Below are 24,711 nucleotides of genomic sequence, written 5' to 3' on the forward strand. Positions count from 1 at the left end.
GCGCCCACCCTTACCCGGAGCTCCACCCGTCTATGCGTCACAAACCCGAGCTATCGGCTCTGAATAGCGCGGGTTCGTGACAAATAGACGGAAGCCGGCCCAGCGTGGGAGCGCTCCCACCAGACCCCCGGATCATGTGAGAATGGAGCGCATGACCCGGTCCTTCCCTGATGGCTTCCTGTTCGGCGCGGCGACGGCCGCCTACCAGATCGAGGGCGCGGCCTTCGAGGACGGCCGCACCGCATCCATCTGGGACGCCTTCGCGCGCGTGCCCGGCGCCGTCATCAACGCCGAGAACGGCGATGTCGCCTGCGACCACTACCACCGCTACGCCGATGACGTCGCACTCATGAAGGACCTCGGGCTTAAGGCGTACCGCTTCTCGACGTCGTGGTCGCGGGTGCGACCCGACGCCGGGCCGGTCAACCCGAAGGGCGTCGATTTCTACAGCCGGCTCGTCGACGAACTGCTCGCCGCCGACATCGTGCCCTGGTTGACGCTGCATCACTGGGATATGCCGCAGGCGCTCGAAGAACGCGGCGGTTGGGCCAGCCGCGAGGTCGTCGACCGCTTCACCGAGTACGCGCTGACGATGCACGACGCCCTCGGCGACCGCGTGCAGCACTGGACCACGCTCAACGAGCCCTGGTGCTCGTCGTTCCTGTCGTACACGGCCGGTGTGCACGCGCCGGGACGCACGAGCATCCGCGATGGCCTGCTCGCCTCGCACCACCTGCTGCTCGCGCACGGTCGCGCGGTGCAGGCGCTGCGCGAGCGCGATGCCGGCCTCGATCTCGGCATCACTCTCAACCTCACCGTCGCCGACCCTGCCGATCCGACCGACCCGCGCGACGTCGATGCCGCGCGGCGCATCGACGGGCAGTTCAACCGCTGGTTCCTCGATCCGCTCTTCCGCGGCGCGTACCCCGCCGACATCGTGCGCGACCTGCGCGAGGTGGATGCTGACGCGGTCAGCGCCTGGCAGGAGGCCGTGCACGACGGCGACCTCGAGGCGATCTCGACGCCGCTCGATGCGCTCGGTGTGAACTACTACCACGGTGAGCTGCTCTCGGGGCATCCGCAGCCGGGCGGTGGCGACCCGCACCAGACCGACGGACTCGACCTTCGTGAGACGGCGTCGCCGTTCCCCGCCGACGCCGACGTGCACTGGGTTGAGCGCGGCCTGCCGCGCACTGCGATGGGCTGGGAGGTGCAGCCCGAGGGGCTCACCCGCCTGCTCGTGCGGGTGGCCGAGGAGTACGCGCCGGGGGTGACGCTGTACGTCACCGAGAACGGCGTCGCCTACGACGACACCGTGGATGCCGAGGGCCAGGTGCCCGACGTGGATCGGGCCGAGTTCGTGCGCGCGCACCTCGCGGCGGTGGTGGATGCCGTCGCGCAGGGCGTCGATGTGCGCGGCTACTTCTACTGGTCGCTGATGGACAACTTCGAATGGTCGTGGGGATATGCCAAGCGGTTCGGCATCGTGCGCGTCGACTACGAGACGCAGCAGCGCACGGTGAAGCAGAGCGGTCGCGAGTACGCGCGCATCATCGCGGCGCGCGCCGTCTGATCGGCGGGAGGAACGGATGCCACGTTCGACCATCGAAGAGGTCGCCGCGCGCGCCGGCGTCTCGCGTTCCACCGTGTCGCGGGTGGTCAACGGTTCGACGGCTGTCAGCCCCGCGGCGCTCGCGGCTGTGCAGCGCGCGATCGCTGACCTCAACTACGCGCCCAGTCGTGCGGCGCGTTCTCTGGCGAGCAGGCGCACTCATGCGATCGGCCTGGTCATCCCCGAAGACACCACGCGTTTCTTCGGCGACCCGTTCCTGGCCTCGGTGGTCGCGGGGATCGGCGAACGGCTGGCCGAGTCCGACTATGTGCTGACGCTGTTGATCGCCAGTGCCGATCCGGGTGGCAAGATGACCCGCTTCGTGCGCAACGGCGGTGTCGACGCCGCGATCATCGTCTCGCATCATGCGGGCGACGCGTTCGTCGATCGCATCGCCGATGCCGTGCCGGTGGTCTACGGCGGCCGGCCTCTGCAGCGCCGCGACGGCGATTACGTCGTCGACGTCGACAACGTCGCCGCCGCGCGTCGGGCGACGCAGCACCTGATCGAGCGCGGGCGCACGCGGATCGCCACGATCACGGGGCCGCTGATGATGGGGTCGGGCATGGACCGCCGCGAGGGCTTCCGTGCCGCGCTGGCGGATGCCGGACTCGAGCCCTTCGCCGAGGAGGAGGGTGACTACAGTGAGGCCGGTGGGGCGGCATCCGCACGTCGCATCCTGGCGGGAGGTCGACCCGACGCGATCTTCGTGGCCAGCGATCTGATGGCTCGCGGCGCGTTGACGGTACTGCAGGCCGCGGGCATCCGCGTTCCCGACGATGTCGCGATCGTCGGTTTCGACGACTCGCCGGTGGCGCAGAGCACCGATCCGCAGCTCACGACGATCCGCCAGCCGATGCACGCGCAGGGCGTGGCGATGGCCGATGTGCTGCTGGCGCGTCTGGGGGGCGAGACGCCGAACCGCACGACGACGCTGGCGACCGAGTTGGTGGTGCGCGCTTCGGCCTGAGCGTTCAGGCGGGAAGGGTGGCGAGTTCGGTTTCGCGGACGCCCAGCGCGCGGTACCGGTCGTGCAGTGCGGCGACGGCTGCGCCGTGCGCCCCGGCGTACTCGCCCAGGGTCGAGAAGACCAGCCGCGGGGCGACGCCCAGGTGGTGGGTCAGCATGGTGTCGTAGCGTTCGAGGTCATCGGCGAGTGAGGCCGAGACGCCACCGCCGAGCACGATCAGCTCGGGTTCGCACGACACGGTCGCGGCGGTGAGCACGATGAGCAGCGCCTGATCGAAGTGCGCGCGCAGTGCGCGCAGCGGTTGGGGGGCGTCGTGCGCGAAGACCTCGGCGGGGGAGTCGATGCGGATGCCCGATTCGGCGGCGAGATGCGTGAGTCCGGGGCCGGTGACCATGAGCTCCAGGCGGGTGCCGAGGGGGCCGGCGGGCAGTTGGCCGAATTCACCGACGACGCCGCGCTTGCCACGGAGGATGCGTCCGTCCACGGCAACGCCGGCGCCGAGGCCCGCCCCGATCGTGATCATGACCGCGGTCGGTACGCCCCGTGCGGCGCCGAAGTGCTGCTCGCCGAGCAGGGCGAGGTTGGCGTCGTTGTCACCGGCGACCGGAAAGCCGAGGGCATCCGAGAGCGTGGCGATGAATTCCGAGCGCTCGAGCTGCGGCATGTTGGGGGCGTTCGTGATCGTGCGGCCGTCGCTGCTCACGGCGCCGGGCAACCCGACGTAGGCGCTGCGCAGATGGGGGCGGTCGGGGCCCGCGAGTCGCGCGACCTCGTCGGCGACCCAGGCGGCGAGGGCATCGGGGCCGGCATCCTGGGGCGTGGGCAGGCTGACCTGCGCGCGGATGCCACCGACGAGGTCTGCCGTGACGATGCGGGTGTTCGAGGCGCCCAGGTCAATGCCGGTGACGACGCTGCGGGGGGCGACGACGTCGAGCAGCACGGCACGGCGTCCTCGCTGCTCGGACACGAGCTCGGAAACTTCGTGCACGATCCCGTCGGCGATCAGCTGGTCGATGGTGCGAGTGACCGTGGCGGCCGAGATGCCGGTCAGATCGGCAAGCTGCTTGCGAGTGATGGGCCGGTGGCGCAGCAGTTCGGCGAGCACGGTGGTGCGGTTGATGTCGCGTGTGTCGTGAACCACGGGTCTCCTCGGGCATGGGCTGTCGCCTGCACCGACCATACTTCCATATTCGCATCATGAAGAGTTCAAAAAAGAGGCGAATCCGTGGGTGAGCCGGGTTATCACCACTACGCCTCGGCGGATTCTTGAGATTTCTCTTGACTTTGGTTTTGTCGTGCAATCAAATAGGGGGAGTCAACGGCGACGCCCACCTCGGGATCAGCCCTCCCTCGCATCGCAGATACGAAAGGCACCCCTCATGACCTCACGAATCGCCCGTCGGGGCGTTCACGCCACTCTCGCCGGCATCGCCGCCGGTGCACTGCTGCTCACGGGATGCTCTGCTCCCGCGCAGACGAACACGCAGGCCACCGAGTCCTCCGCCCCGGCTGCCGAACCGAGCCTCGAGTTCGTCGGCCCGAACGGTGAGAAGCCCGGCGCGCTCGCCGAGGTCACCCTGACCGCCGACGAAGAGAAGCAGATCGCCGACGGCGAGCTCACCGCGGCCTTCATCTGGCACACGTCCGGAGACTTCGTTGCCGCGGTCGAGCAGGGTGCACGCCAGGAGTTCGAACGCCTCGGCGTCGACGTCGTCGCGAGCACCCAGGCCGGGTTCGACGCGGCCACCCAGGCGAACAATGTGCAGACGGTGATGGCGCTCGACCCCGACATCGTCGTTGCGATCGCGGTCGACCCGACCTCGGCAGCCACGTCGTTCCAGCCGATCAAGGACGCCGGTGCTCAGCTGGTGATCATGACCACGCCGCCCGCGGGTTGGGAGGCCGGCACCGACTTCGTCTCGATCGTGACCGAGGATCTCGCCAAGGCCGGCCGCGCGAACGCCGAGATCCTGGGCGATGCCCTCGGCGGCGCCGGAGAGATCGGCTACCTCAGCTACAACGCGAACTTCTGGTTCACCAACCAGCGCGACCAGTCGTTCAAGGACTGGATGGCTTATTCCTACCCCGACATCTCCATCGTCGAGGAACAGGGCTTCGCGCAGGAGACCGATACTCAGGCGATCGCGTCGGCGATGATCGCGAAGAACCCGAACCTCACCGGCATCTACGTCTCGTGGGCCACGGCGGCGCAGGGTGTGCTCGCCGCCATCAAGGCCTCGGGCCGCTCCGACATCCAGGTCGTCACCAACGATCTCGACACGACGATTGCGGCCGCCATGCTCACCGGCGACAACGTCGCGGGGATGGTGGGCAACGGTTCGATCGACATCGGTGTCGGCCTTGCCCGGGCCGGTGCCTACGGGGTTCTCGACAAGCCGGCACCCGCTCTCGTGGCGAGTGACCCCACCAAGGTCAGCGCCGACAACCTCGAGGACGGGTGGCTCGCTGACTACGGAGTCGAACCGCCCGCCAGCGTCACCGGAAAGTGATCCTCGAAGGCAGGGGGCGCTACTCCGCCCCCTGCCGCCCGCCCACTCCCTGAAAGAGAGTCCATGTCCTCTGTGATGACGGTCTTCGGGCCCGTGCCCTCAGCCGACCTCGGCCGGGTGATGCCGCATGAGCACCTGCTGTCTCTGGTGCCCGGTCCGTGGCTCACCGGCGGCCGCGCCGACACCCAGGTCGACCTCGCCGTCGACGCACTCGGCGGGCTGCACGCCGCCGGCTTCGGCACCGTGGTCGATCTTTCGCCCTATGGCGTCGTCGGCCGCAGTGCCGACGGGTCGAACGTCGCGCGGCTGAAGGAGATCTCGCACCGCAGTGGCATCGACATCATCGCGGGCACGTCGATCTACCTCGAGGCCTATGCGCCCGCGTGGGCGCGCGAGGCGACGCTCGACGAGCTCGTCGCACGCCTGATCGCCGACGCGGCGACCGGCATCGGCGACACAGACGTGCGCGCCGGCGTCTACGGTGAGCAGGCCACGAGCCTGGGCGAGATCACGCCGTTCGAAGAGCGGATGCTGCGGGCCGTCGCCCGCGCACACGCGACCAACGGGTTGGCCGTGTTCACCCACACCACCCACGGCACGATGGCGCAGGAACAACTCGACATCCTCGAATCCGAGGGTGCCGACCTCGACCGGGTCGTGATCGGGCACATGGACACCCAGCTCAGCATCGACGTCGTGCGGGCCGTGCTCGATCGCGGCGCTCTCATCGCCGTGGACACCATCGGCAAGGAGACCTGGGACTTCTTCCTGGAACCGGCACCCCCGCATCGGCCCGACGGCGAGTTCGTGAAACACTCCTTCGCCCGCAGCGATGTGGGGCGGGCAGACCTGGTCGCGGCACTGGTCGCCGAGGGCTATGCGGAACGCATCCTGCTGGCACAGGATCTGACCGGCGCCGAGGTCTGGATGAACCCCGGCACGCACGGCGTGCAGGGCTACTCGTATCTGTCGGAGGTCTTCCTGCCGATGCTGAGCGAACGCGGCGTCGGCGAGCAGGCGATTGAGATGATGACGGCGGCGACGCCGGTGCGCATGCTGGAGGTGGCCGCATGACACGGTCATGGATCGGAATCGACCTCGGCGGCACCAAGACGCACATCGGCATCGCGCCTCTGGATGACGGCGGTCATGCGCCGCTCTCCCTGACCGCGGAGCGCGTCGTGCCGACGCCGCGCGCCGGCGGCGCCGCACTGTGCGAGGTGATCGGCGCCACCATCGACGAGCTGATGCGGCAGACACAGACCGACCGGCTCATCGGCATCGGCATCGGCGGTGCCGGGGTTCCTCAGGCCGACGGCGGGTTCACCGCCGCGCCCAACCTGGGCGATACCGCATTCGACTTCGGCTCGGCTCTCAGCAGCCGCTTCGAAGCCCCGGTCGAGATCGACAACGACGCCAACGTCGCCGCGCTGGGTGAGCTGGTGGCCCTTGGCGATGAGCAGGCCTCCTTCGGCTACGTCGCCGTCGGCACGGGCATCGGCATGGGGCTCATCCTCGAAGGCCGGCTCATCCGAGGCGCCTCGCTCGCCGCCGGTGAGATCGGCTACATCCCCGTGGGAGCAGACCCGTTGGATACTGCCAACCACCGCCGCGGAGCCTTGGAAGAGGCGGTGGCCGGCGATGTACTGGCCGCCCGCGACCCCGGGGCGTCCACCGTGCGCGAAGTCTTCGAACGGGCAGCGGCCGGCGTGCCCGAAGCGCGTGAGGCGCTCGACGCGCAGGCACGCTGGGTCGCGTACGCCCTCGCGACGGTGATCGCCGTCGTCGATCCGGGCGCCTTCGTGCTCGGTGGTGGCATCGGCTCGCGTGAAGAGCTGCGCGCGCCGATCCAGCACTGGCTGGAGCGCTTGGGCCACCCCGACGTGCCCGTGCGGATCTCCACGCTGGGCTCGGCCGGAGCCGTTCTCGGAGCGATCGAGCTCGCTCGACGCTCACCCTCAGTGTCAATGCCGACAGGAGCACATCAATGACCGCGGTCATCACCCCCGCCCCGGCGCTGCAGCAGATCCGCCACGATTGGCGCAAGTACGTCGTCTACATCGGCTTCGTGCTCGTGTTCTGCTTCTTCGCGATCACCCAGGGCAGCAACTTCCTCAACGTCACCACGCTGGTGAACATCGCCACGCAGGCGGCACCGATCACGATCATGGCCGTCGCCACCGTGTTCGTACTGAGCCTGGGCGAGATCGACCTCTCGATCGGTTCGACCGTCGCGCTCTCCGCCCTCTCTGCCGCCGTGGCCCTTCAGGTCACCGGCTGGTGGTGGGCCGGCGCGCTCGCCGGACTGCTGGTCGGGGCTCTCGTCGGCTTCATCAACGGGGTGTTCATCACCGCGTTCCGTCTGCCGTCGTTCCTCGTCACGCTCGCCACGATGGGGCTCGTCGCCGGGCTCGCCCAGCAGATCACCAACCTGCAGTCGGTCCCCGTCACCGATCCGGCATTCGTCTGGATCTTCGGCGGCGGAACTCTGGCGGGCGTGCCGATCCTCATCTGGTGGTCGCTTGCGATCGCCGTGCTGGGGTGGCACGTGCTGAGGCAGCGCCGTGCGGGCGCCCACGTGCTCGCGGTCGGCAACCACGCCCAGGCGGCCCGTGTGAGCGGCATCAACGTCGCCCGCGTGCGCCTTCTCGTGTTCACCGCATCCGGCGCCGCGGCCGCGCTCGCGGGCATCCTGTACGCCGGTCGCCTGGCGGGCGCCACGTACACGCTCGGCACCGCCGACCTCATGAGTGTGCTGGCCGCCGTGATCGTCGGGGGCACCGCCCTCACCGGTGGTCGCGGATCGATCATCGGCGCGGTCGTGGGCAGCCTGTTCATGAGCATGATCAACTACGGCCTGCTGCTGGGCGGCCTGACCGTCGCGCAGCAGATGATCGTGCGCGGTGTCATCATCCTGCTCGCCGTCACCCTGTCGCTGCGCGGCAAGAAAGGTCAATGACCGATGTTCCTCTCCATCCTTCAGCGTCGCAACGCCCCTCTGCTGCAGGCCGCGGCGCAGTTCCACCGGCGCGGTGAGATCCCCGCCAACACCTTCGTCATCGACCTTGATGCTGTCGAGCGCAACGCGCGCACGATTGCGGCTGAGGCGAGCCGGCTGGGGCTGAGGCCCTTCGCCATGACCAAGCAGATCGGCCGCAACCCCGACGCGTCGCGTGCGATCCACCGCGGCGGCATCACTGAGGCGGTCGGCGTCGACCTCGAATGCGCTGTCGCCGCTGCGACCGGTGGGCTTGCCACGGGGCACCTCGGCCACCTGGTGCAGATCCCTCGCCACCGCGCCGCCGAGGCGGCCGCGTTGCATCCGCGGTACTGGACCGTCTTCTCGGAGCAGAAGGCGCGCGAGGCGGGAGCCGCTGCCCTCGCGCAGGGACGTGTGCAGGACGTGCTGCTGCGTGTGGTCGCACCGGGCGACCGCTTCTACACAGGCCACGAGGGCGGCTTCACCGCCGACCGCATCGTCGAGCACGCACGCGTCGTGGACGCCCTGCCCGGCGTGCGCGTGGCCGGTGTGACGACGTTCCCGGCCACGCTCGTCGACGGTGAGAGCGGCGAGGCGCAGACGACCCCCAACCTGCAGACGCTCGCGGCCGCCAAGCGCGCGTTGCAGAGCGCCGGGTTCGACGACGTGCAGATGAACGCCCCCGGCACGACCTCGACCGTGACGCTCGAGCGCCTGGCCGAGGCCGGGGCGACACAGGTCGAACCCGGTCACGGGCTGACCGGTACGACGCCGCTGCATGCGCGGATCGATCTGCCCGAGGATCCCGCCATCGCCTACGTCACCGAGGTCTCCCACGTCTGGGACGACCGCGCCTACGTCTTCGGCGGCGGACTCTACGTCGACCCCGTGCACGGCATCCCCGAGACCTCGGCGCTGATCGTGCGCGACGGCGACGACCCGGCGACGGTCACCGCCCGCCCGGTCGAGATGCCCGCACCCGAGGCGATCGACTACTACGCGCGCATCCCGCTCGACGGTCGTGCCGATGCGGCTGAGGGCGACACGGTCGTCTTCGGGTTCCGCCCGCAGGTCTTCGTCAGCAGGGGGCTGACCGCGGGCATCCGAGGGCTCTCCGCCGGCACGCCGAGGGTCGAGGGGATCTGGGCATCGAACGGTGCGGCGCCGCTGCAGGCGACGGTGCAGACCGCACGGCGCGCAGAGGAGCAGAACGCATGACGACCAACACGAGCGGCGCCGAAGGCGCTGCGGCGGCCCTCACCGACGCGCCTCTCGAACTGCGGGGCATCACGAAGAGCTTTGGCGCGGTCACGGCGATCAAGAACTTCGACCTGCGCGTCGAGCCGGGCGAGATCGTGGCCCTCGTCGGCGATAACGGCGCGGGCAAGTCCACGCTGATGAAGATCATCGCGGGTGTGTACCAACCCACGGGCGGCGAGATTCTGCTGCGCGGACGCAAGGCATCGCTGACGGATGCTTCGGCGGCGCGCGCGCAGGGCATCGAAGTGGTCTATCAGGACCTTGCTCTCGTCGACCAGCAGCCCGTGTACATGAACCTCTTTCTCGGGCGCGAGCTGGTGCGGGGCGTCTGGCCGTTCCAGATCCTCGATCGTGCCGAGATGGCGCGGCAGACGCAGGAACTGGTCGACGAGCTCGATGTGCGCATCCCGAGTGCGAAGGCGACGCTCTCTGACCTGTCGGGTGGGCAGCGGCAGGCCATCGCCATCTCTCGGGCCACGCACTGGGCCAGCAACCTGGTGCTCATGGACGAGCCGACGGCAGCACTCGGCGTGGCCGAGACCGCGAAGGTCGAGTCGCTGATGATGCGGCTGCGTGAGCGAGGGACGGCGGTGGTGGTCGTCAGTCACAACATGGAGCAGGTGTTCCGGGTGGCGGATCGGGTCACGGTGCTGCGTCGAGGCACCCAGGTGGGCACGATGCGCACGGCCGACACCACCCACAACGAGCTGGTGTCGATGATCACCGGATTGGCCGGATAGCCGCATCCGACCGCCTACGGTGGGTTCATGCCGGTCATCGATCTGAACTCGGATCTGGGCGAGAACACCGCCGAGCGCGTCGTCAGCGATGACGCCGCGATGCTGGGCATCGTCACCAGCGCGAACGTCTCGTGCGGGGTGCACGCCGGGAGCCCGGAGGGCATCCGCGAGACCCTCGCCGCCGCGGTCGAACGCGGCGTCATCATCGGCGCGCACCCCTCGTACGACGACCCCGACACCTTCGGGCGCCGGCCGATGGACCTCGAACCGGCGGTGCTGCAGGCGCTGGTCGAGCGGCAGCTCGTCGCGCTCGCCGCGCAGGCCGCGGATGCCGGCGGACGCATTGCCTACGTCAAGCCGCACGGTGCGCTGTACAACACCATCGCGCGCGACTCGGGGCAGGCCGGCGCTGTCGTCGCGGCCGTCCGCGCGGTCGACCCGCGGCTGGTGCTGCTGGGACTCGCCGGCGGCGTCGTGCTCGACGTCGCATCGCGTGCCGGGCTGGCGGTAGCATCCGAGGCGTTCGCCGATCGCGCCTACCTGCCCGACGGCCGCCTTGTGCCCCGCACGCAGCCCGGTGCGGTGCTGCATGATGCCGGCGACGTCGCCGAGCGCATGCTGCGCTTCCTGGAGACCGGCACCATTCGCTCCCTCGACGGAACCGATGTGCGCATCGACGCGCAGTCGATCTGCGTGCACGGCGACACCGCGGATGCCGTGGCGATGGCATCCGGCATCCGCCGTCGCCTCGAGGTGTCCGGTGTGACGATCGCCCCGTTCGCCGGCCGCGGAGCCTGACGTGCGCATTCTCACCGCGTCGCAGGCCGCCCTGCTGGTCGAGACCGCCGACCTCGACGAGGCCGTGCGGCTGAACGCCGCGTGGGCCGGCGTGCCGGGCGTGATCGAACGGGTGCCGGGCGCTCGCACCGTGCTGGTGCGGTTCGACCCGCGACAGGTGACGGCCGAGAGGTTGGCCGAGACCCTGCGAGCGACGGCGTCGGATGCCCGTGACGTGCCGCCCGGAGCAGAGGTGACCATCCCGGTGCGCTACGACGGCGACGACCTCGATGACGTCGCCCGTGCGCTGAACATCTCGGCCGATGAGCTCGTCGGTCGTCACCTGGCCGCCGGTTGGCAGGTGGCCTTCACGGGCTTCGCCCCGGGGTTCGGATACCTGGTGTGCGACGACCCGCTGTTCGATGTGCCGCGCCGGCTGTCGCCCCGCACGCGCGTGCCGGCCGGCTCGGTGGCGCTCGCCGGGGGATTCACCGGGGTGTATCCGCGCGAGAGTCCCGGCGGCTGGCAGCTGATCGGACGCACCGATGCCGTGCTGTGGGATCTGCAGCGCGACCCGCCGGCCCTGCTGGCGCCGGGCACCCGGGTGCGTTTCGTACGGGCATCCGGGCGTGATCACGTCGTCGGTGCGTCCGAAAGCCCAGCGTCGGAAGGCCCAGCGTTGGAGATCTCAGCGTCGGAAATCCCAGACGAAGCGCCCGTCGAGCGGCATGTCGCGGCCCGACACGCGGATGCCGGCGCCGACGGTCTGGCGGTTCCGACAGCATCCGACGCTGGAGTAGCGCCCGCAGCGGGGCGCGCGATCGAGGTCGTGCGGCCCGGTCTGCAACTGCTCGTGCAAGACCTGGGGCGTCCGGGATATGCGGCGCAGGGCGTCTCGGCATCCGGCGCCGCCGACCGCACCGCCCTGCGCGATGCGAACCGCGCCGTCGGAAACCCACCGGGCGCCGCTGCCCTCGAGAGCGTCGGGGCCGTCGCGCTGCGGTTCCGCGGCGAGGGCGTCGCGGCCGTCACCGGCGCGATCGGTGAACTCTCGATGACGGATGCCCGCGGCGATGAGCGTCCCATCGCGCACGGCATCCCGTTCGCGACCCGCGACGGCGACGAGCTCGTACTCGGAAGCCCGGCACGGGGACTGCGCTACACGATCGCCGTGCGCGGCGGACTCGCGGTGCCGGCGGTGCTCGGCAGTCGATCGAGCGACACCCTGGGCGGGGTGGGACCCGCGCCGCTCACCGCGGGCGATGTCGTCGCGGTCGGTGCGGATGCCATCGACGCGGTCGACGTCTTCCCCTGGGAGCGGATGCTGCCCGCACCCGGTGATCTCGTCGACCTCGACATCACTGTGGGGCCGCGCGACGACTGGTTCACGGATGATGCGCTGCGCGTGCTCACCGCGCAGGAATGGCGCGTGACGTCGCAATCGGATCGCGTCGGCATGCGCCTGCAGGGCGACGTGCCTCTCGAACGTGCGCGTGCCGGCGAACTGCCCAGCGAAGGGGTCGTGACGGGTGCGATCCAGGTGCCGTCCGACGGTCAGCCGGTGCTGTTCCTGGCCGACCACCCGGTCACCGGCGGCTATCCCATCATCGCGGCGCTCACCGAAGCGAGCCTTGACCTGGCCGGGCAGCTTCCGCCGGGCGCGCGGGTGCGGTTTCGGATGAATGCCGAGAGGGCGACGCCTCCCGCAGGAAGCGCCGCCCTCACAGCGTGATCAGATCGGCGGTCAGGCCGGGTCGCCACCGAGCGGTCCGACGGCCGCGAGCGGCTTGGGGTCGTCGGCGCCGGTCTTGCGCAGACGCGCGATGAGGTTTCCGAGGTGGTAGATCAGGATCGCGCCGACCGTGGCGAGCACGATGCCGCCGAGCTGGAAGCCCGAGTCGGGGTCGATGATCTGGAAGCCGCCCACGGCGACGATCAGGCCCACCGCGGCGGTGTACTGGTTCACCGGGCGCGAGAAGTCGACCTTGTTGTCGACCCAGATCTTGATGCCGATGACACCGATCAGACCGTACAGGGCCGTCGTGACGCCACCGAGCACACCGGCGGGCACCGAGTTGATGACGGCACCGAACTTCGGCGACATGCTCAGCAGGATGGCCGTGAATCCGGCGACCCAATAGGCGGCGGTGGAGTAGACGCGGGTGGATGCCATCACGCCGATGTTCTCGCCGTAGGTGGTCGTACCCGACCCGCCGAAGAATCCGGCCAGCGACGTCGAGATGCCGTCGGCGATCAGAGCCTTGCCGGTCTGCTTGTTGATCGCCGGGTCTTCGACCATGGTCGCCACGCCGCGCACGTGACCGACGTTCTCGGCGATGAGCACCAGCACCACGGGCAGGAACATCGCCATTGCCGACCAGGTGTTCGGGTTGACGAAGTCGGGCATCTCGAAGGTTGGGAAGCCGAGCCAGGCGGCCTTCTCGACAGCGGTGAAGTCGAGTTCGCCGCGGAACCCGGCGAAGATGTACCCCGCGATCACACCGAGGAAGATCGAGATGCGGCCCAGGAATCCGCGGAAGACCACCGCGAACAGGATGGTCACGGCCAGGGTGAACGTCGCGGTGATCGGAGCCAGTTCGTAGTTGCCGCGTGCGGCGCCGGCCAGGTTGAACCCGATCAGCGCGACGATCGTGCCGGCGAGCACGGGCGGCAGAAAGCGGTCGACCCACTTCACACCGGCGATGTGCACGACCACACCGATGATCGCCAGCAGCAGACCGACGGCGACGATGCCGGCCAGAGCCGACCCTGTACCGGCCGTGGCGGTCGCGGCGGTCACCGGGGCGATGAACGCGAACGACGAACCCAGGTAGCTCGGCAGCTTGTTGCGGGTGATCAGCAGGAACAGGATCGTGCCGATACCGCTGAACAGCAGCGTGGTCGGCACCGGGAAGCCGGTGAGGATCGGCACAAGGAACGTCGCGCCGAACATGGCGACGACGTGCTGCACGCCGATGGCGATGGTGGCGGGCCAGTTGAGGCGTTCCTCGGGACGGACGACGGCGTCGGGCGCGACGGTGCGTCCATTGCCATGGATCTTCCACAGCGGCATGATGGCTCCTCGGGTCAGGATCGGGGTCAGGGCTGACGAAACACTATCGGTTCATCAGCCCGAGCATCCGAGGAGACTGCGGCGCGCGGGGCGCGACCGCGCGCGGTCACCGGCGCGGGTCAGCCGCGCAGACGCTCGATCAGTGCGCGGTAGCGGTCGGCGGTGCGCTCGATCACGTCCTCCGGCAGCGCCGGCGGCTCGCCCTGGCGGTCCCAGTTGGCAGCCATCCAGTCGCGCACGATCTGCTTGTCGAAGCTGGCCATGCGCTCGTCGGGGGTGCTGCCCGTGCGCCAGACCTCGGCGTCCCAGTAGCGGGACGAGTCGCTGGTGAGTGCCTCGTCGGCCAGGCGCAGCACGCCATCGGCGTCGACACCGAACTCGAACTTCGTATCGGCGAGGATCAGCCCCTTCGACTCGGCGATCTCGGCTGCACGCCGGTAGATCGTCAGCGAGGTGTCGCGTAGCTGCGCGGCACGCTCAGCGCCGACGAGCTCGACCGCCCGCTCGAAGGTGATGTTCTCGTCGTGCTCGCCCATCGGCGCCTTGTACGCCGGGGTGAACAGCGGTTCCGGAAGGCGGTCGCCGTTCTTCAGGCCCGCCGGTAGCGGGATGCCGCACACCGTGCCCCGCTCGACGTACTCGGCCCAGCCCGATCCGGTCAGGTAGCCGCGCACGACGCACTCGATCGGCAGCATCTGCAGGGCCATCGCCAGCATCGAACGGCCGGCGACAGCATCCGGGATCTCGCCTTCGGCGATGTGGTTCGGCACATCGTCGAGCTGGTCGAACCACCACATGCTCAGGGACGTGAGCAGCTCGCCCTTGTGCGGGATGCCGGGCGAGAGCACCGAGTCGAAGGCGCTGACCCGGTCGGATGCGACGACGAGGATGCGGGTGTCGGCCGGGTCATCCGACGCGTACAGGTCGCGGACCTTGCCCGAGTAGATGTGCCGCCAGCCGGGGATGCTCTGTGCTTCGCTCACCACGACATCATCCCATCCCCGTCGGCACGTGCGGGCGCACATGAAGCGGTGGGCGGCGCGTTCGAGGACGCACCGCCCACCGAGCCGGTTCGGTGCTCGCTGAGCCCGGCCCCGGCTGTCAGTCGTTCAGATGCGCGATGGCGTAGTCCGCCTCGGCAGTGGTGAACTGCTCGCCGTATTCGCTGGTGAGTTGGTCATGGATCGCCGCCGGCGACATCGACATCGTCTCCTGATAGGTCTTCGCCTTGGCGAGTGCATTCGCGTTCCAGTCGGCGTCGACGTTATCCACCGCGTACTGCGCGGCCTCGGCGGTGAACTGCTCGCCGTACTCGCTGGTGAGCTGGTCGTACAGCCCCGCCTTGCTCATGTGCATGAGATCGGAGTACGTCTGGGCCTTCTTCAGCGCTGACATGTGCTCGACGGGCACGGCCGGTTCCGCCGGTTCGGCGGGCTCTTCTTCGGCGGGTTCCTCTTCTTCGGCGGGTTCCTCGGATGCCGCGGGCTCGGCGGCCTGCTCCGGTTCGGACGCGTCGTCGGTCTGCGCGACGACCGGTGCGGGCGCGTCGGATGCGGGGCTGTCGGCGCCTCCGCCAATGGCCCCGCTGATCAGGCTGATCGCGACGACGGCACCGGTGACGATCCAGGCGATCTTGCGCTGCTCCTGGTAGCCGTTCAACGCCCTGCCCTGGGAATCCCTGGTGCCGCCGGTAAGCACGACGACGAGGTCGACCAGCACCCAGATGCCGATGCCGCCCAGCGTGATCAGCTTGAGCAGGCCGGTGCCGACTTTGCCGAGGTAGAAACGGTCTACGCCGAAGAACCCGAGCAGAAGTGCGAACAGCCAGGTGAGCAGGAAGGACTTCTCGCCCACGGGGGCGGTGGAGGCCATGGCGGGCGGCGCGACCGGTGCCGCGGTGGGGGCGCCGAGTGGGCTGCCGGCTCCGGGCGGCGGGGGAGGGACGGGGGTGTCGTTCTGGAAGCTCATGATGGAGCCCTCTCGTTCGTTGGATGACGCAGGTGCGGGTTCGGGACAGGGTGCGGATGCCGGTCCCCAGCGACCGGAGGAACCGGCCACCGGCATCCGCACCGTCGTCTCAGCATGGCGACTGCGCGCGGTTCGCGGGATCGGCCGAGCGGGCACAGTCGTCTCTGCCGTTCGGCAGAGGCGACGGACGTCGCTCGGAGGACGCGCAACGTCGTACGTCGGGCCTACGCTCGGACCGTGGCCACCGTGAACACTCCTGTACCCCCGCGCCGCCGTGCGCTGTCATGGGGCGGCGACGTCGGGCTGATCGTCGCGGGAACGTTGTTCGATATCGCCGCGCTCGTGAACGTTCCCGGAGCATGGGAGGTCGCCGAGGCTGAGGGCGAGATCAGCGTCACCGACTTCGGCACCGGGTTGGCGCTCCTGGTAGTTGCGGCGTGGATCACGGTGCGATGGCGCCGGACGGCGCCCTGGGTCACGGTAATCGCCGGGGCCCTGCTCGCCGTGGTCGGCATCTCGTATGTGCTGCTGCTCATCGGAGCGGTGTCGCTGGCTCGTCGGCGTCCCGATCGGCTCCGACCGATCGCGCTTGTCACCGCGGGGGCCGTGCTCCTGTTCGCTGTGCGTGAGGCTGTGACGGACTGGGGGTCGGCGTTGCCCTGGTACTTCGGCCGCAGCCTCGGCGCGCAGTACGAACCCGCATGGATCGTGATGTCATTCGTGTGGGCGTTGCTCGCGCTGGGCGTGGCAGCCGCGGTTGTGGCCCAGTCGCGGGTGAAGGCGCGCGCCGCGCAGAGCGAGATCCGCGCCGATCGCGAGCACCGGCGTGCGGATGCCGCGACCGAGCAGGTGGTGCGGCAGGCTGAGCGCGAACGCATCGCGCGCGATATGCATGACGCCCTGGCGCACCGGCTCTCGGTCGTCTCGTTGCATGCGGGCGCGCTGGAGGCTGCCGCGGCGGCCGGGCAAGGCGATGGCGGTGGTACCGGCGATATCGCCCGCACCGTGCGGGAACAGACGCACGCCGCGCTGCAAGACATGCGGGGACTGATCGGAGACCTGCGACGCGGCGACGAGGCACCGCCGGCCCTTCCCGCCTCGATGCGCGCGATCGGGATGCTGCTTGCCGATCTGCGTGCCGGCGGAGCCCCGGTCGTGCCGTACGTCGTCCTCGAGTCGCCCGAGCGTGCTGGCGCTCTGCTCGATGGCGCGGTGTTCCGTATCGTGCAGGAATCTCTGACGAACGCGCTCAAGCATGCGCCCGGTGCGCGGATCGATGTGTTCGTTCAGGTGCGGCCCGCCGATGGTGCCCGCATCCGCATCGAGAATCCGCTGATCTCGGGGATGAACGGGGCAACGGTGCCAGCGTATGCGGCGCCTGCTTACCCGGTGCCGGGGGGCGGCAACGGCACGTTGGGCATTCGCGAACGCGCCCAGGCGCTCGACGGCACGGCCTGGATCGGCGCGCACGAGGGTCTGTTCATCGTCGATGTGACCTTGCCGTGGCACGAGAGCGTCTGAAGCCGCGGCTAGGCTCAGGGGCGTGTCCCCGCCCGACGTCCCTTCCCCCGTGCGCGTGCTGGTTGTTGACGACGAACCGTTGATCCGTAGCGGCTTCCGCTTCGTGCTGGGCGTCGACCCGTCGATCGACGTGATCGGTGAGGCCGCTGATGGGGCCGCGGCGATCGAACTCACCCGCCTGCATCGCCCCGATGTCGTGCTGATGGATGTGCGGATGCCCGGCGTCGGTGGACCCGAGGCGACGGCTGCGATCGTCGCTCAGTCCGATGCGTACGTTCTGGCGATGACCAGCTTCGACTCCGAGGGGCAGCTGTTGCGCATGCTCACGGCCGGGGCCAGCGGGTATCTGCTCAAGGACGAGGCGCCGGATCGGATCGTCGATGGTGTTCGCCGTACTGCGGCCGGAGAGACGGTCATCTCGGGCCGCAGTACGGCGCAGCTCGTGCGCAGCGCGGTGGCGAACGAGGGCGGCGAGGGTCGCCGCGCGGCTGCGGAGCGCGTCGCCGTGCTGACGGGGCGTGAACGCGACGTGGCGCAGGCGGTGGCAGGCGGAGCGACGAATCAGCAGATCGGGGCCGCGCTGCACATCTCTGCAGGAACGGTCAAGACGCACCTTGAGCAGGTGTTCGCCAAACTCGGTGTGCGCAACCGTGTGCAGGTCGGGGTGATCTTCGAACGCGCTGGTCTCGGACCCGCCGAGGTCTGACGCTCGTTCAGCCTCAGCGCAGCAGCGCGATGCCCGCCTGGCCGATGCCGGCGAAGATCAGCGCCCACATGATGATCGAGACGATCTGCCAGAAGATGACCGCGTTGCGGTTGGCACCGAACGAGACCATCATCCCCGAGGTGATCTGGCTGGGCAGCACGGTCTGCCCCAGCAGGCTGACCCCGGGTACTCCGAACCGGTCGAACATGCGCTTGACCTTCTGGCGGCGCGCTGAGGGTTCGGGCAGTTCCTCGCCCTGCGCCCTGCGGGCCAAGACCTTCTGCCGTGCGGTCGCGGCGACGAACACGAAGGCGAGCATCGAGAGGGTGTTGCCGATGACCGCGGCGGCGACCGCGATGGGCAGGGGTACGCCGGCGACGACACCGATCAGCGTGCCGAAGTACGACTCGATGAACGGAATCGCCGCGGCGAGCATCACACCCGCCCACTGCAGCCAGGTGGGAAGGGACTGGGTGAAATCGACGAGCGCTTCGCTCATGACGGCCTCCGGAAGTGTAAAGCGTACTTGACGTGACAAGTGTGCTTGACACGAGTGGGCCCTGTCAAGCTCGCTTTACACAGGTGTGTCTCCTGTCCTACGGTTGACACGTGCGCAGCCGTGTCAAAGAGCTCAGAACCCAGCAGGGGCTGTCTCAGCAGGCGCTCGCGAGCGCCGTCGGCGTCTCGCGGCAGACGATCAATGCCATCGAGACGGGGCGCTACGACCCGTCGCTGACGCTCGCCGTGCACCTCGCCCGCCATTTCGGATCGACCGTGGAAGAGGTCTTCGATGTCGATGGATGACCCCGGCTCGACTCAGGCGACGTCTGCCAGGAAAAGCCGACGCTGGCCGCTCTCGCCGCAAAACACGATCCTGGTGGCGGGCTGCCTGATCGCCGCGGTGGTGTGCTTCATTCTGGGGCAGACGTACATCGGCGTCGTGGTGACGCTGGCGGCCATCGCCGCCGGTGTCGGGGCCGTGTTCGCACGTCGAGGTCGCGCCGGCGACCTCGAACGCATCAACGCCCTGGAATACGCCGACGAGAGAGACCGTGCGGCAGCCACCAAGGCCCTCGCCGCCGTGGGCGTGCTCGCCCTGGTGCTTGCGCTGGTGCAGCTGATCGTGCTGGTCATCATCGAAGCCGATCCGCTGCCCCGTCTGCTCAGTGCCGGGCTGGTTCTCGCGCTCTCGTTCGGGTGGCTGTTCGCCAACTGGTACTTCGTGCGCCGCGGATGAGCCCGCGCAGATCGTGATCTAATCGACGGATGCCGATCACACTCGCCGCCCCGTCGCTGTCACTCTTCGACCCCTGGGCCGACGCCGTCACCGAGTACGGCGACGTGCACATCCACGGCGCGGGTCTCGAGCGCGGCACCGTGCCCGATCAGCAGGCCTGCGAGGCCTTCGTGGCCAAGGCCGAGCTGTACGCGCGCCCGGGCGCAGAGCTCCCCGAGGGGCATGTGCCCTGCGAGTACTTCTGGATCACTGATGGCCCCGACGTCATCGGCTTCATCGCCTTCCGTCGTGAGCTGAACGACTGGCTGCGCACCTACGCCGGCCACATCGGGTACTCGGTGCGGCCGTCCCGGCGTCGCGAGGGCGTCGCCGGCGCCGCGCTCGGCCTCGTCCTCGATCGCGCGCGCGAACAGGGCTACGACCGCGTCATGCTCACCTGCGACGACGACAACGTCGGTTCGGCGCGCACCATCGAGGGCGCCGGCGGCGAGCACGTCGACACGATCGACGGATCGGATGCCGGACACGGGCCCATGCGCCAGTACTGGATCACGCTGTAGGCGGCATTCCCGCGACCGCCGGCCGCACGCAGACGCGCCGCGTGGGGCAGAGTGGAGCCATGACCCTGCTGCGTCTCGCGAAGCGGTATCCGATCCTCACCGGCGGACTGATCGCCACTATCGCCGTCATCGTGCTGTCGCTGGCCGCTCTGCCCGAGCCGGCGCGCTGGATCGCGACGATCGTCGTCATCGCGGTGATCGTCTGGACGGCGTGGGGGATGCTGAAGGACATCCTGCGCGGACACTTCGGCCTCGACGTGCTCGCCCTCATCGCCATGATCGCGACCCTGGTGGTCGGCGAGTACATCGCCTCACTGGTGATCGTGCTGATGCTCTCTGGTGGCGAGGCGCTCGAGGACTACGCTCAGCGACGCGCGGCGCGTGACCTCACGGCGCTGCTCGATCGTTCGCCGCAGATCGCGCACGTGCTGGATGCTGCGCAGTCCGACCCGCGCGACGTCCCGGTTGACGAGGTCGAGCCCGGAATGGAGCTGCTGGTGCGGCCCTCCGAGATCGTGCCCGTCGATGGGGTGCTGCTGAGCGCCGAGTCGAGCTTCGATGAGTCGTCGCTCACCGGAGAGAGCGTCCCGGTGACGCGTCAGGCGGGCGAGGAGGTGCTCTCGGGCTCGGTGAACGGGTCCAGCGCCGTACGCATCCGCGCGCTGCGCCGCAGCGGTGACAGCCAGTACCAGCAGATCATCGCCCTCGTGCACGAGGCGCAGCAGAGCAAGGCCCCGACCGTGCGCCTGGCCGACCGCTTCGCCATCCCGTTCACGCTCGTCTCACTCGCGATCGCCGGTGTCGCCTGGGCGCTCTCGGGCGACCCGCTGCGCTTCGCGCAGGTGCTGGTGCTCGCCACACCGTGCCCCCTGCTGATCGCCGCGCCGGTCGCCTTCCTCGGCGGACTCTCGCGCACCGCGAAGGAGGGCGTGATCGTCAAGGGCGGTGCGGTGCTCGAACAGCTCGCCCGCGTGCGCTCGGTGGCCTTCGACAAGACCGGCACGCTCACGCAGGGCCGCCCCGAGCTGATCGAGGTCCGTCCGGCCGGGGGCATGGATGCCGACGAACTGCTGCGATTGTCAGCATCCGCCGAGCAGTACTCCAGCCACGTCCTCGCCGAAGGTGTGCGCCGGGCTGCAGCCGAGCGGGGGCTGGCGCTCGCGCCGGCCGAGCACGCCGAGGAGGTCGCGACCAACGGCGTGACCGCCGTCATCGAGCAGCGCACCGTCGTCGTCGGCAAGCCGGCCTACGTCGCCTCACTCGCCCCCGACACCGTGCGTACCCCGCTGGTCTCGGGCCAGCTCGCCGCCTACGTCGCCGTCGACGGTCGGTTCGCTGGCGCGCTCGTGCTCGCCGATGCCGTGCGCCCCGAGGCCGGTGACGTCGTCGCCGGATTGCGCGAGCACGGCGTGCAGCGCATCGCCATGCTCACCGGCGACGCCGAGGCGACGGCATCCGCGATCGCTGCGCCCCTGGGCGTGACCGAGGTGCACGCCGAGCTGCTGCCAGCGCAGAAGGTGGCGCTCGCCGCCGACATGGCGCCGCGACCCATGCTCATGGTCGGCGACGGGGTCAACGACGCGCCCGTACTGGCGGCGGCGGACGTCGGCATCGCGATGGGCGCGCGCGGTTCGACGGCCGCGGGTGAGGCGGCGGATGCCGTCGTGCTGAAGGACTCGCTCGAGCCGGTGCTGCGTGCGGCCGAGGTCGGTCGGCACACCCTGAACGTCGCTTATGCGGCGATCTGGATCGGCATCGTCCTCAGCGTCGGACTCATGCTGATCGCGACGGCCGGCGTGATCCCGGCCGTCGCCGGCGCATTCATCCAGGAGTTCGTCGATCTCGCGACGATCCTCTACGCGTTGCGCGCCCTCACCGGCCCGAAACGCCGGGCCTCCGTCGCGGCGATCGCCACTCCACGGCCGGTCGCGGCGCCGTAGGCATCGGGTGTCGGGGGCCGTCACCCGAGTGCCGGGGGTCGGCACGCGTCACTGAGAACAGGCTCGTTGCCGAGAACAGGCTGGTTTCCGAGAAAAGAGCCTGCTCTCGGCAACGAGCCTGTTCTCGGGAGCGGGCGCAGGCGAGGGTGCGGCGCCAGGTGCGGTGCAGGGCCGGGAAAGCCGCTGGATCGGATGCTGTCAGCCGGCGACCCGCGCGGCGATGTCGTGCCGGTAGTGGGCGCCGTCCAGTGCGATGCGGCCGATGGCCTCGTACGCCCGCGCGCGGGCATCCGCAAAGTCCGACCCGGTGGCGACGACGTTCAGCACACGTCCACCCGTCGCGACCAGCGAGCCACCCGGCGCGTCCGGCGCGCCGGTCGCGGCGTGCACGAGCGTGACGCCCTCGACGGCTGCCGCCTCGGCGAGGCCCTCGATCAGGCGCCCCGTCTGCGGTGCCTCGGGGTAGCCCTCGCTGGCGAGCACGACCGTGATCGCCACGTCGTCGGAGAACTCCGGCATCGGCTCGTCCTCGAGGTGGCCGGATGCCGCCGCGAGCAGAAGGCGCGAGAGCGGCGTGCGCAGCCGCGGCAGCACGACCTGCGTCTCGGGGTCGCCGAAACGGGCGTTGAACTCGATCACGCGCACACCGGCGGGAGTCAGGATCAGGCCGGCGTAGAGCAGGCCGATGAAGGGTGTGCCCTCGGCGTCGAGCTGGCGGATCACCGGCATTGCGACGGTCTCGGTCACCTGCGCGACGAACTCGTCGACGCCGCCGAAGTCCTCGGACAGCCACGGCAGCGGCGAGTACGCACCCATGCCGCCGGTGTTCGGGCCGCCGTCGCCGTCGAGTGCGCGCTTGAAGTCCTGCGCGGGGCTGAGCGGGCGCACGGTGTCGCCGTCGCTGAGGAAGAACAGCGACACCTCGGGGCCCGTCAGGAACTCCTCGACCAGCACTGGACCGCTCGGCAGGTACTGCTCGGCGTGGGCGAGCGCCGCGGCACGGTCGGCGGTGACGATCACACCCTTGCCCGCGGCAAGGCCGTCGGCCTTCACCACGTACGGTGCGCCGAACTCGTCGAATGCGGCTTCGACCTCGGCGGCGGATGCTGCGCGCACCGCGCGCCCGGTCGGCACGCCGGCGGCATCCATGATCCGCTTCGCGAACGCCTTCGATCCCTCGAGCTGTGCGGCCGCCTTGCCCGGGCCGAAGACCGGGATGCCGCGCTCGCGCAGCACATCGGCCACGCCCGCGACGAGCGGTGCCTCGGGGCCGACGACGACCAGGTCGATGCCGTGCTCGTTGGCGAACGACGCCACAGCCGAACCGTCGAGGGCATCCACGTCGACGAGCGTCGCGTCCTGCGCGATCCCGGCGTTGCCGGGGGCGGCGAAGATCTCGTGCTCGGCCTCTTCCGACCGCAGGGACAGGATGATCGCGTGCTCGCGCGCGCCGGAACCGAGGACCAGGATCTTCATGCGGCCAGCCTACCGGCGGGCGCGTGCGGGCATCCGCCGTGTTCCGGTCGCAGTTCTGCACGCGTCGCGGCGCGGCGTCGTCATTCCGGTCGCAATTTCTCCCGTATCAATCCGGGTGATGCGGGAGAAATTGCGACCGGAACACGGCGCACGGATGCCCGGCGCGGGGCCGCCCCGGCGCGTCAGCCGACGTCGGACGGCGAGACGGGGCGCTCGTGCGCCCGGTCCCAGGGCAATGCCCAGCCGGTCGCATCGAACAGGGCGTCGAGGATGCCCGCCGTGAACCCCCACACCACGGTGCCGTCAATGTCGAACGCCGGCCCGCGATAGGTCTGTCCGCCGCGGGTGAGCGTGGCGGTGTACCGGCTGGCGGGATCGAGCATCTGCGCCACCGGCACCCGGAAGACATCCACGGTCTCGGCGTGATCGACCGCGGCGACCCGAGACGGGCGCCGCCACCAGCCCAGCACCGGCGTCACCAGGTAGTTGCTCACCGCGAGGGGGATCTCGGGAAGCGCCCCCAGCACCTCGACGCCGTTCGGGTCGAGGCCGGTCTCTTCCTCGGCCTCGCGCAGCGCAGTGGCTACGACATCGGCATCGCCGTCGTCCTGCCGGCCACCGGGAAAGGACACCTGCCCCGGATGTGACGACAGTGTCGCCGCGCGCCGTTGCAGCAGCACGTCGAGATCGGCGGGGACCGTCAGCTCGTCGCTGCGTGCGGGGATACTGTCGAGCCGGCCGAACAGCACCAGCACCGACGCCGGGAGCGGATTCACGGTGTCGAAGGGGAAGGACGGCAGCCAGTCCGCGCGACGCGTCACGGCGAGCAGGTCGTCCCTGGCGCTGCGGATCGTCTCGGCGGAAGCACTCATCGAGGTCGAGCCTATGCCTGGCACGCGCGGCGGTGCACGGAACTCCGGAGAAACCTGCCAGCAGGGTGCAGAACCGGGCTGTTGGCCCGGCCGCAGCCAGAAATCTCCGGAGTTGCGAACGGCGTAGCCTGAAGACATGGCCGGGCGAAAGATCGACGTCGGGGCGGGGCGCGACGCGCTGGCCGCCGTGAGCTCTGGTGCCGCGGCGCGGCCGCAGCTTGCGACCGCTGTGCGGTACCTGTTGCAGCTTCTTGACGAGAAGGCGCCCGGCAACAGCGTCGAGGTGCGGGTTCCGCCGTTCGGTGCGGTGCAAGTCGTGCAGGGGCCGCGCCACACGCGCGGCACACCCCCGAACGTGGTCGAGATGGACGCGTCCACCTGGATCGGCGTCGCCACCGGGGCACAACAGTGGGCGGATGCTATCGCCGCGGGTCGCATCGTCGCCTCGGGCACCCGCGCCGACATCTCTGCACTGCTGCCGCTGCGGCCCTGAGTGCCCCTATGGTGTG

24 protein-coding genes are annotated in these 24,711 nt (G+C 69.8%); 17 read left to right on the forward strand and 7 right to left on the reverse strand.

Features of this window, described 5'->3' with window-relative positions; all coding sequences use genetic code 11:
* Positions 1-151 precede the first annotated feature (151 nt).
* Positions 152-1,573 carry a glycoside hydrolase family 1 protein gene (locus ACLD0U_RS00110; protein WP_410339473.1) on the forward strand — a complete coding sequence of 474 codons (1,422 nt, stop codon included), beginning with the start codon at positions 152-154 and terminating at the stop codon, positions 1,571-1,573.
* Positions 1,574-1,589: 16 nt separating this feature from the next.
* Positions 1,590-2,582, forward strand: coding sequence for a LacI family DNA-binding transcriptional regulator (locus ACLD0U_RS00115; protein WP_179409295.1), 993 nt, complete (start codon positions 1,590-1,592; stop codon positions 2,580-2,582).
* Positions 2,583-2,586: 4 nt separating this feature from the next.
* On the opposite strand, the gene ACLD0U_RS00120 is transcribed toward ACLD0U_RS00115, so the two are convergent.
* The gene (locus tag ACLD0U_RS00120) at positions 2,587-3,723 is read right to left on the reverse strand and encodes an ROK family protein (RefSeq protein WP_410339474.1); all 1,137 of its coding nucleotides are present in this window, start codon (positions 3,721-3,723) and stop codon (positions 2,587-2,589) included.
* 238 nt (positions 3,724-3,961) lie between these two features.
* Here ACLD0U_RS00120 and ACLD0U_RS00125 point away from each other — a divergent pair, with 238 nt between their 5' ends.
* From ACLD0U_RS00125 to ACLD0U_RS00160, 8 genes are all read left to right on the forward strand, one after another.
* Complete coding sequence (locus ACLD0U_RS00125) at positions 3,962-5,092, forward strand: substrate-binding domain-containing protein (protein ID WP_410339475.1); 1,131 nt, start codon at positions 3,962-3,964, stop codon at positions 5,090-5,092.
* A 63-nt stretch (positions 5,093-5,155) separates the two neighbouring features.
* The gene (locus ACLD0U_RS00130; protein WP_179409292.1) at positions 5,156-6,166 is read left to right on the forward strand and encodes a phosphotriesterase; all 1,011 of its coding nucleotides are present in this window, start codon (positions 5,156-5,158) and stop codon (positions 6,164-6,166) included.
* A complete protein-coding gene (locus tag ACLD0U_RS00135) occupies positions 6,163-7,083 on the forward strand; it encodes an ROK family protein (RefSeq protein ID WP_410339476.1) in 921 nt (306 codons plus the stop codon). The genes ACLD0U_RS00130 and ACLD0U_RS00135 overlap by 4 nt, the downstream gene beginning before the upstream one ends.
* Positions 7,080-8,051 carry an ABC transporter permease gene (locus ACLD0U_RS00140; RefSeq protein WP_179409290.1) on the forward strand — a complete coding sequence of 324 codons (972 nt, stop codon included), beginning with the start codon at positions 7,080-7,082 and terminating at the stop codon, positions 8,049-8,051. The genes ACLD0U_RS00135 and ACLD0U_RS00140 overlap by 4 nt, the downstream gene beginning before the upstream one ends.
* Positions 8,052-8,054: 3 nt before the next feature.
* Positions 8,055-9,290 carry an alanine racemase gene (locus ACLD0U_RS00145; protein ID WP_410339477.1) on the forward strand — a complete coding sequence of 412 codons (1,236 nt, stop codon included), beginning with the start codon at positions 8,055-8,057 and terminating at the stop codon, positions 9,288-9,290.
* Positions 9,287-10,072 carry an ATP-binding cassette domain-containing protein gene (locus ACLD0U_RS00150; RefSeq protein WP_410339478.1) on the forward strand — a complete coding sequence of 262 codons (786 nt, stop codon included), beginning with the start codon at positions 9,287-9,289 and terminating at the stop codon, positions 10,070-10,072. The genes ACLD0U_RS00145 and ACLD0U_RS00150 overlap by 4 nt, the downstream gene beginning before the upstream one ends.
* Positions 10,073-10,099: 27 nt before the next feature.
* Positions 10,100-10,870 carry a LamB/YcsF family protein gene (locus tag ACLD0U_RS00155; protein WP_179409287.1) on the forward strand — a complete coding sequence of 257 codons (771 nt, stop codon included), beginning with the start codon at positions 10,100-10,102 and terminating at the stop codon, positions 10,868-10,870.
* 1 nt (position 10,871) lies between these two features.
* Entirely contained in the window at positions 10,872-12,581 is a 1,710-nt protein-coding gene (locus ACLD0U_RS00160) for a 5-oxoprolinase/urea amidolyase family protein (protein WP_410339479.1), read from the forward strand.
* A 12-nt stretch (positions 12,582-12,593) separates the two neighbouring features.
* On the opposite strand, the gene ACLD0U_RS00165 is transcribed toward ACLD0U_RS00160, so the two are convergent.
* The 3 genes from ACLD0U_RS00165 to ACLD0U_RS00175 all read right to left on the reverse strand — a co-directional run bounded on the left by ACLD0U_RS00165 (position 12,594) and on the right by ACLD0U_RS00175 (position 15,890).
* Positions 12,594-13,922 (reverse strand): uracil-xanthine permease family protein, encoded by a 1,329-nt coding sequence (locus tag ACLD0U_RS00165; protein ID WP_206822746.1) that lies wholly within the window; start codon positions 13,920-13,922, stop codon positions 12,594-12,596.
* A gap of 119 nt (positions 13,923-14,041) precedes the next feature.
* Positions 14,042-14,947 (reverse strand): phosphoribosylaminoimidazolesuccinocarboxamide synthase, encoded by a 906-nt coding sequence (locus tag ACLD0U_RS00170; RefSeq protein ID WP_410339480.1) that lies wholly within the window; start codon positions 14,945-14,947, stop codon positions 14,042-14,044.
* A gap of 76 nt (positions 14,948-15,023) precedes the next feature.
* Positions 15,024-15,890, reverse strand: coding sequence for an Ltp family lipoprotein (locus ACLD0U_RS00175; protein WP_410339481.1), 867 nt, complete (start codon positions 15,888-15,890; stop codon positions 15,024-15,026).
* 237 nt (positions 15,891-16,127) lie between these two features.
* On the opposite strand from ACLD0U_RS00175, the gene ACLD0U_RS00180 reads away from it, so the two are divergent.
* A complete protein-coding gene (locus ACLD0U_RS00180; protein WP_206550662.1) occupies positions 16,128-17,411 on the forward strand; it encodes a sensor histidine kinase in 1,284 nt (427 codons plus the stop codon).
* A gap of 22 nt (positions 17,412-17,433) precedes the next feature.
* Positions 17,434-18,117, forward strand: coding sequence for a response regulator (locus ACLD0U_RS00185; RefSeq protein ID WP_224818312.1), 684 nt, complete (start codon positions 17,434-17,436; stop codon positions 18,115-18,117).
* A gap of 13 nt (positions 18,118-18,130) precedes the next feature.
* Here ACLD0U_RS00185 and ACLD0U_RS00190 read toward each other — a convergent pair whose 3' ends face one another.
* The gene (locus tag ACLD0U_RS00190) at positions 18,131-18,616 is read right to left on the reverse strand and encodes a hypothetical protein (protein ID WP_179409282.1); all 486 of its coding nucleotides are present in this window, start codon (positions 18,614-18,616) and stop codon (positions 18,131-18,133) included.
* Positions 18,617-18,726: 110 nt separating this feature from the next.
* On the opposite strand from ACLD0U_RS00190, the gene ACLD0U_RS00195 reads away from it, so the two are divergent.
* The 4 genes from ACLD0U_RS00195 to ACLD0U_RS00210 are packed head-to-tail and all read left to right on the forward strand — an operon-like array spanning position 18,727 to position 21,854.
* Entirely contained in the window at positions 18,727-18,921 is a 195-nt protein-coding gene (locus ACLD0U_RS00195) for a helix-turn-helix transcriptional regulator (RefSeq protein WP_179409281.1), read from the forward strand.
* A complete protein-coding gene (locus ACLD0U_RS00200; RefSeq protein WP_410339482.1) occupies positions 18,908-19,354 on the forward strand; it encodes a hypothetical protein in 447 nt (148 codons plus the stop codon). Before ACLD0U_RS00195 ends, ACLD0U_RS00200 begins: the two co-directional genes overlap by 14 nt.
* A gap of 29 nt (positions 19,355-19,383) precedes the next feature.
* Entirely contained in the window at positions 19,384-19,914 is a 531-nt protein-coding gene (locus tag ACLD0U_RS00205; protein WP_179409279.1) for a GNAT family N-acetyltransferase, read from the forward strand.
* Between the two features lie 59 nt (positions 19,915-19,973).
* Positions 19,974-21,854, forward strand: a complete 1,881-nt coding sequence (locus ACLD0U_RS00210; RefSeq protein WP_410339483.1) for a heavy metal translocating P-type ATPase — start codon at positions 19,974-19,976, stop codon at positions 21,852-21,854.
* A gap of 198 nt (positions 21,855-22,052) precedes the next feature.
* Here ACLD0U_RS00210 and purD read toward each other — a convergent pair whose 3' ends face one another.
* Together purD and ACLD0U_RS00220 are read right to left on the reverse strand one after the other, a co-directional pair.
* Positions 22,053-23,330, reverse strand: coding sequence for a phosphoribosylamine--glycine ligase (gene purD, locus ACLD0U_RS00215; RefSeq protein ID WP_274368189.1), 1,278 nt, complete (start codon positions 23,328-23,330; stop codon positions 22,053-22,055).
* A gap of 182 nt (positions 23,331-23,512) precedes the next feature.
* Positions 23,513-24,202: an NUDIX hydrolase gene (locus tag ACLD0U_RS00220; RefSeq protein ID WP_179409276.1), complete on the reverse strand. Its 690-nt coding sequence runs from the start codon at positions 24,200-24,202 to the stop codon at positions 23,513-23,515.
* A 136-nt stretch (positions 24,203-24,338) separates the two neighbouring features.
* Between ACLD0U_RS00220 and ACLD0U_RS00225 the strand changes: the two genes are divergently transcribed.
* Positions 24,339-24,695, forward strand: coding sequence for a sterol carrier family protein (locus ACLD0U_RS00225; protein ID WP_179409275.1), 357 nt, complete (start codon positions 24,339-24,341; stop codon positions 24,693-24,695).
* The last annotated feature ends 16 nt before the right edge of the window (positions 24,696-24,711 follow it).

The sequence above is a fragment of the Microbacterium sp. 2216-1 genome (assembly GCF_046507855.1).
GTDB lineage: Bacteria > Actinomycetota > Actinomycetes > Actinomycetales > Microbacteriaceae > Microbacterium > Microbacterium esteraromaticum_C.

What these genes read in the sequence shown, in the direction of transcription:
- ACLD0U_RS00110 (WP_410339473.1), top strand. Translation starts at nt 152, where the DNA reads ATGACCCGGTCCTTCCCTGATGGCTTCCTGTTCGGCGCGGCGACGGCC.
- ACLD0U_RS00115 (WP_179409295.1), top strand. Translation starts at nt 1,590, where the DNA reads ATGCCACGTTCGACCATCGAAGAGGTCGCCGCGCGCGCCGGCGTCTCG.
- ACLD0U_RS00125 (WP_410339475.1), top strand. Translation starts at nt 3,962, where the DNA reads ATGACCTCACGAATCGCCCGTCGGGGCGTTCACGCCACTCTCGCCGGC.
- ACLD0U_RS00130 (WP_179409292.1), top strand. Translation starts at nt 5,156, where the DNA reads ATGTCCTCTGTGATGACGGTCTTCGGGCCCGTGCCCTCAGCCGACCTC.
- ACLD0U_RS00135 (WP_410339476.1), top strand. Translation starts at nt 6,163, where the DNA reads ATGACACGGTCATGGATCGGAATCGACCTCGGCGGCACCAAGACGCAC.
- ACLD0U_RS00140 (WP_179409290.1), top strand. Translation starts at nt 7,080, where the DNA reads ATGACCGCGGTCATCACCCCCGCCCCGGCGCTGCAGCAGATCCGCCAC.
- ACLD0U_RS00145 (WP_410339477.1), top strand. Translation starts at nt 8,055, where the DNA reads ATGTTCCTCTCCATCCTTCAGCGTCGCAACGCCCCTCTGCTGCAGGCC.
- ACLD0U_RS00150 (WP_410339478.1), top strand. Translation starts at nt 9,287, where the DNA reads ATGACGACCAACACGAGCGGCGCCGAAGGCGCTGCGGCGGCCCTCACC.
- ACLD0U_RS00155 (WP_179409287.1), top strand. Translation starts at nt 10,100, where the DNA reads ATGCCGGTCATCGATCTGAACTCGGATCTGGGCGAGAACACCGCCGAG.
- ACLD0U_RS00165 (WP_206822746.1), bottom strand. Translation starts at nt 13,922, where the DNA reads ATGCCGCTGTGGAAGATCCATGGCAATGGACGCACCGTCGCGCCCGAC.
- ACLD0U_RS00170 (WP_410339480.1), bottom strand. Translation starts at nt 14,947, where the DNA reads ATGTGCGCCCGCACGTGCCGACGGGGATGGGATGATGTCGTGGTGAGC.
- ACLD0U_RS00175 (WP_410339481.1), bottom strand. Translation starts at nt 15,890, where the DNA reads ATGAGCTTCCAGAACGACACCCCCGTCCCTCCCCCGCCGCCCGGAGCC.
- ACLD0U_RS00190 (WP_179409282.1), bottom strand. Translation starts at nt 18,616, where the DNA reads ATGAGCGAAGCGCTCGTCGATTTCACCCAGTCCCTTCCCACCTGGCTG.
- ACLD0U_RS00200 (WP_410339482.1), top strand. Translation starts at nt 18,908, where the DNA reads ATGTCGATGGATGACCCCGGCTCGACTCAGGCGACGTCTGCCAGGAAA.
- ACLD0U_RS00205 (WP_179409279.1), top strand. Translation starts at nt 19,384, where the DNA reads ATGCCGATCACACTCGCCGCCCCGTCGCTGTCACTCTTCGACCCCTGG.
- ACLD0U_RS00210 (WP_410339483.1), top strand. Translation starts at nt 19,974, where the DNA reads ATGACCCTGCTGCGTCTCGCGAAGCGGTATCCGATCCTCACCGGCGGA.
- purD (WP_274368189.1), bottom strand. Translation starts at nt 23,330, where the DNA reads ATGAAGATCCTGGTCCTCGGTTCCGGCGCGCGCGAGCACGCGATCATC.
- ACLD0U_RS00220 (WP_179409276.1), bottom strand. Translation starts at nt 24,202, where the DNA reads ATGAGTGCTTCCGCCGAGACGATCCGCAGCGCCAGGGACGACCTGCTC.
- ACLD0U_RS00225 (WP_179409275.1), top strand. Translation starts at nt 24,339, where the DNA reads ATGGCCGGGCGAAAGATCGACGTCGGGGCGGGGCGCGACGCGCTGGCC.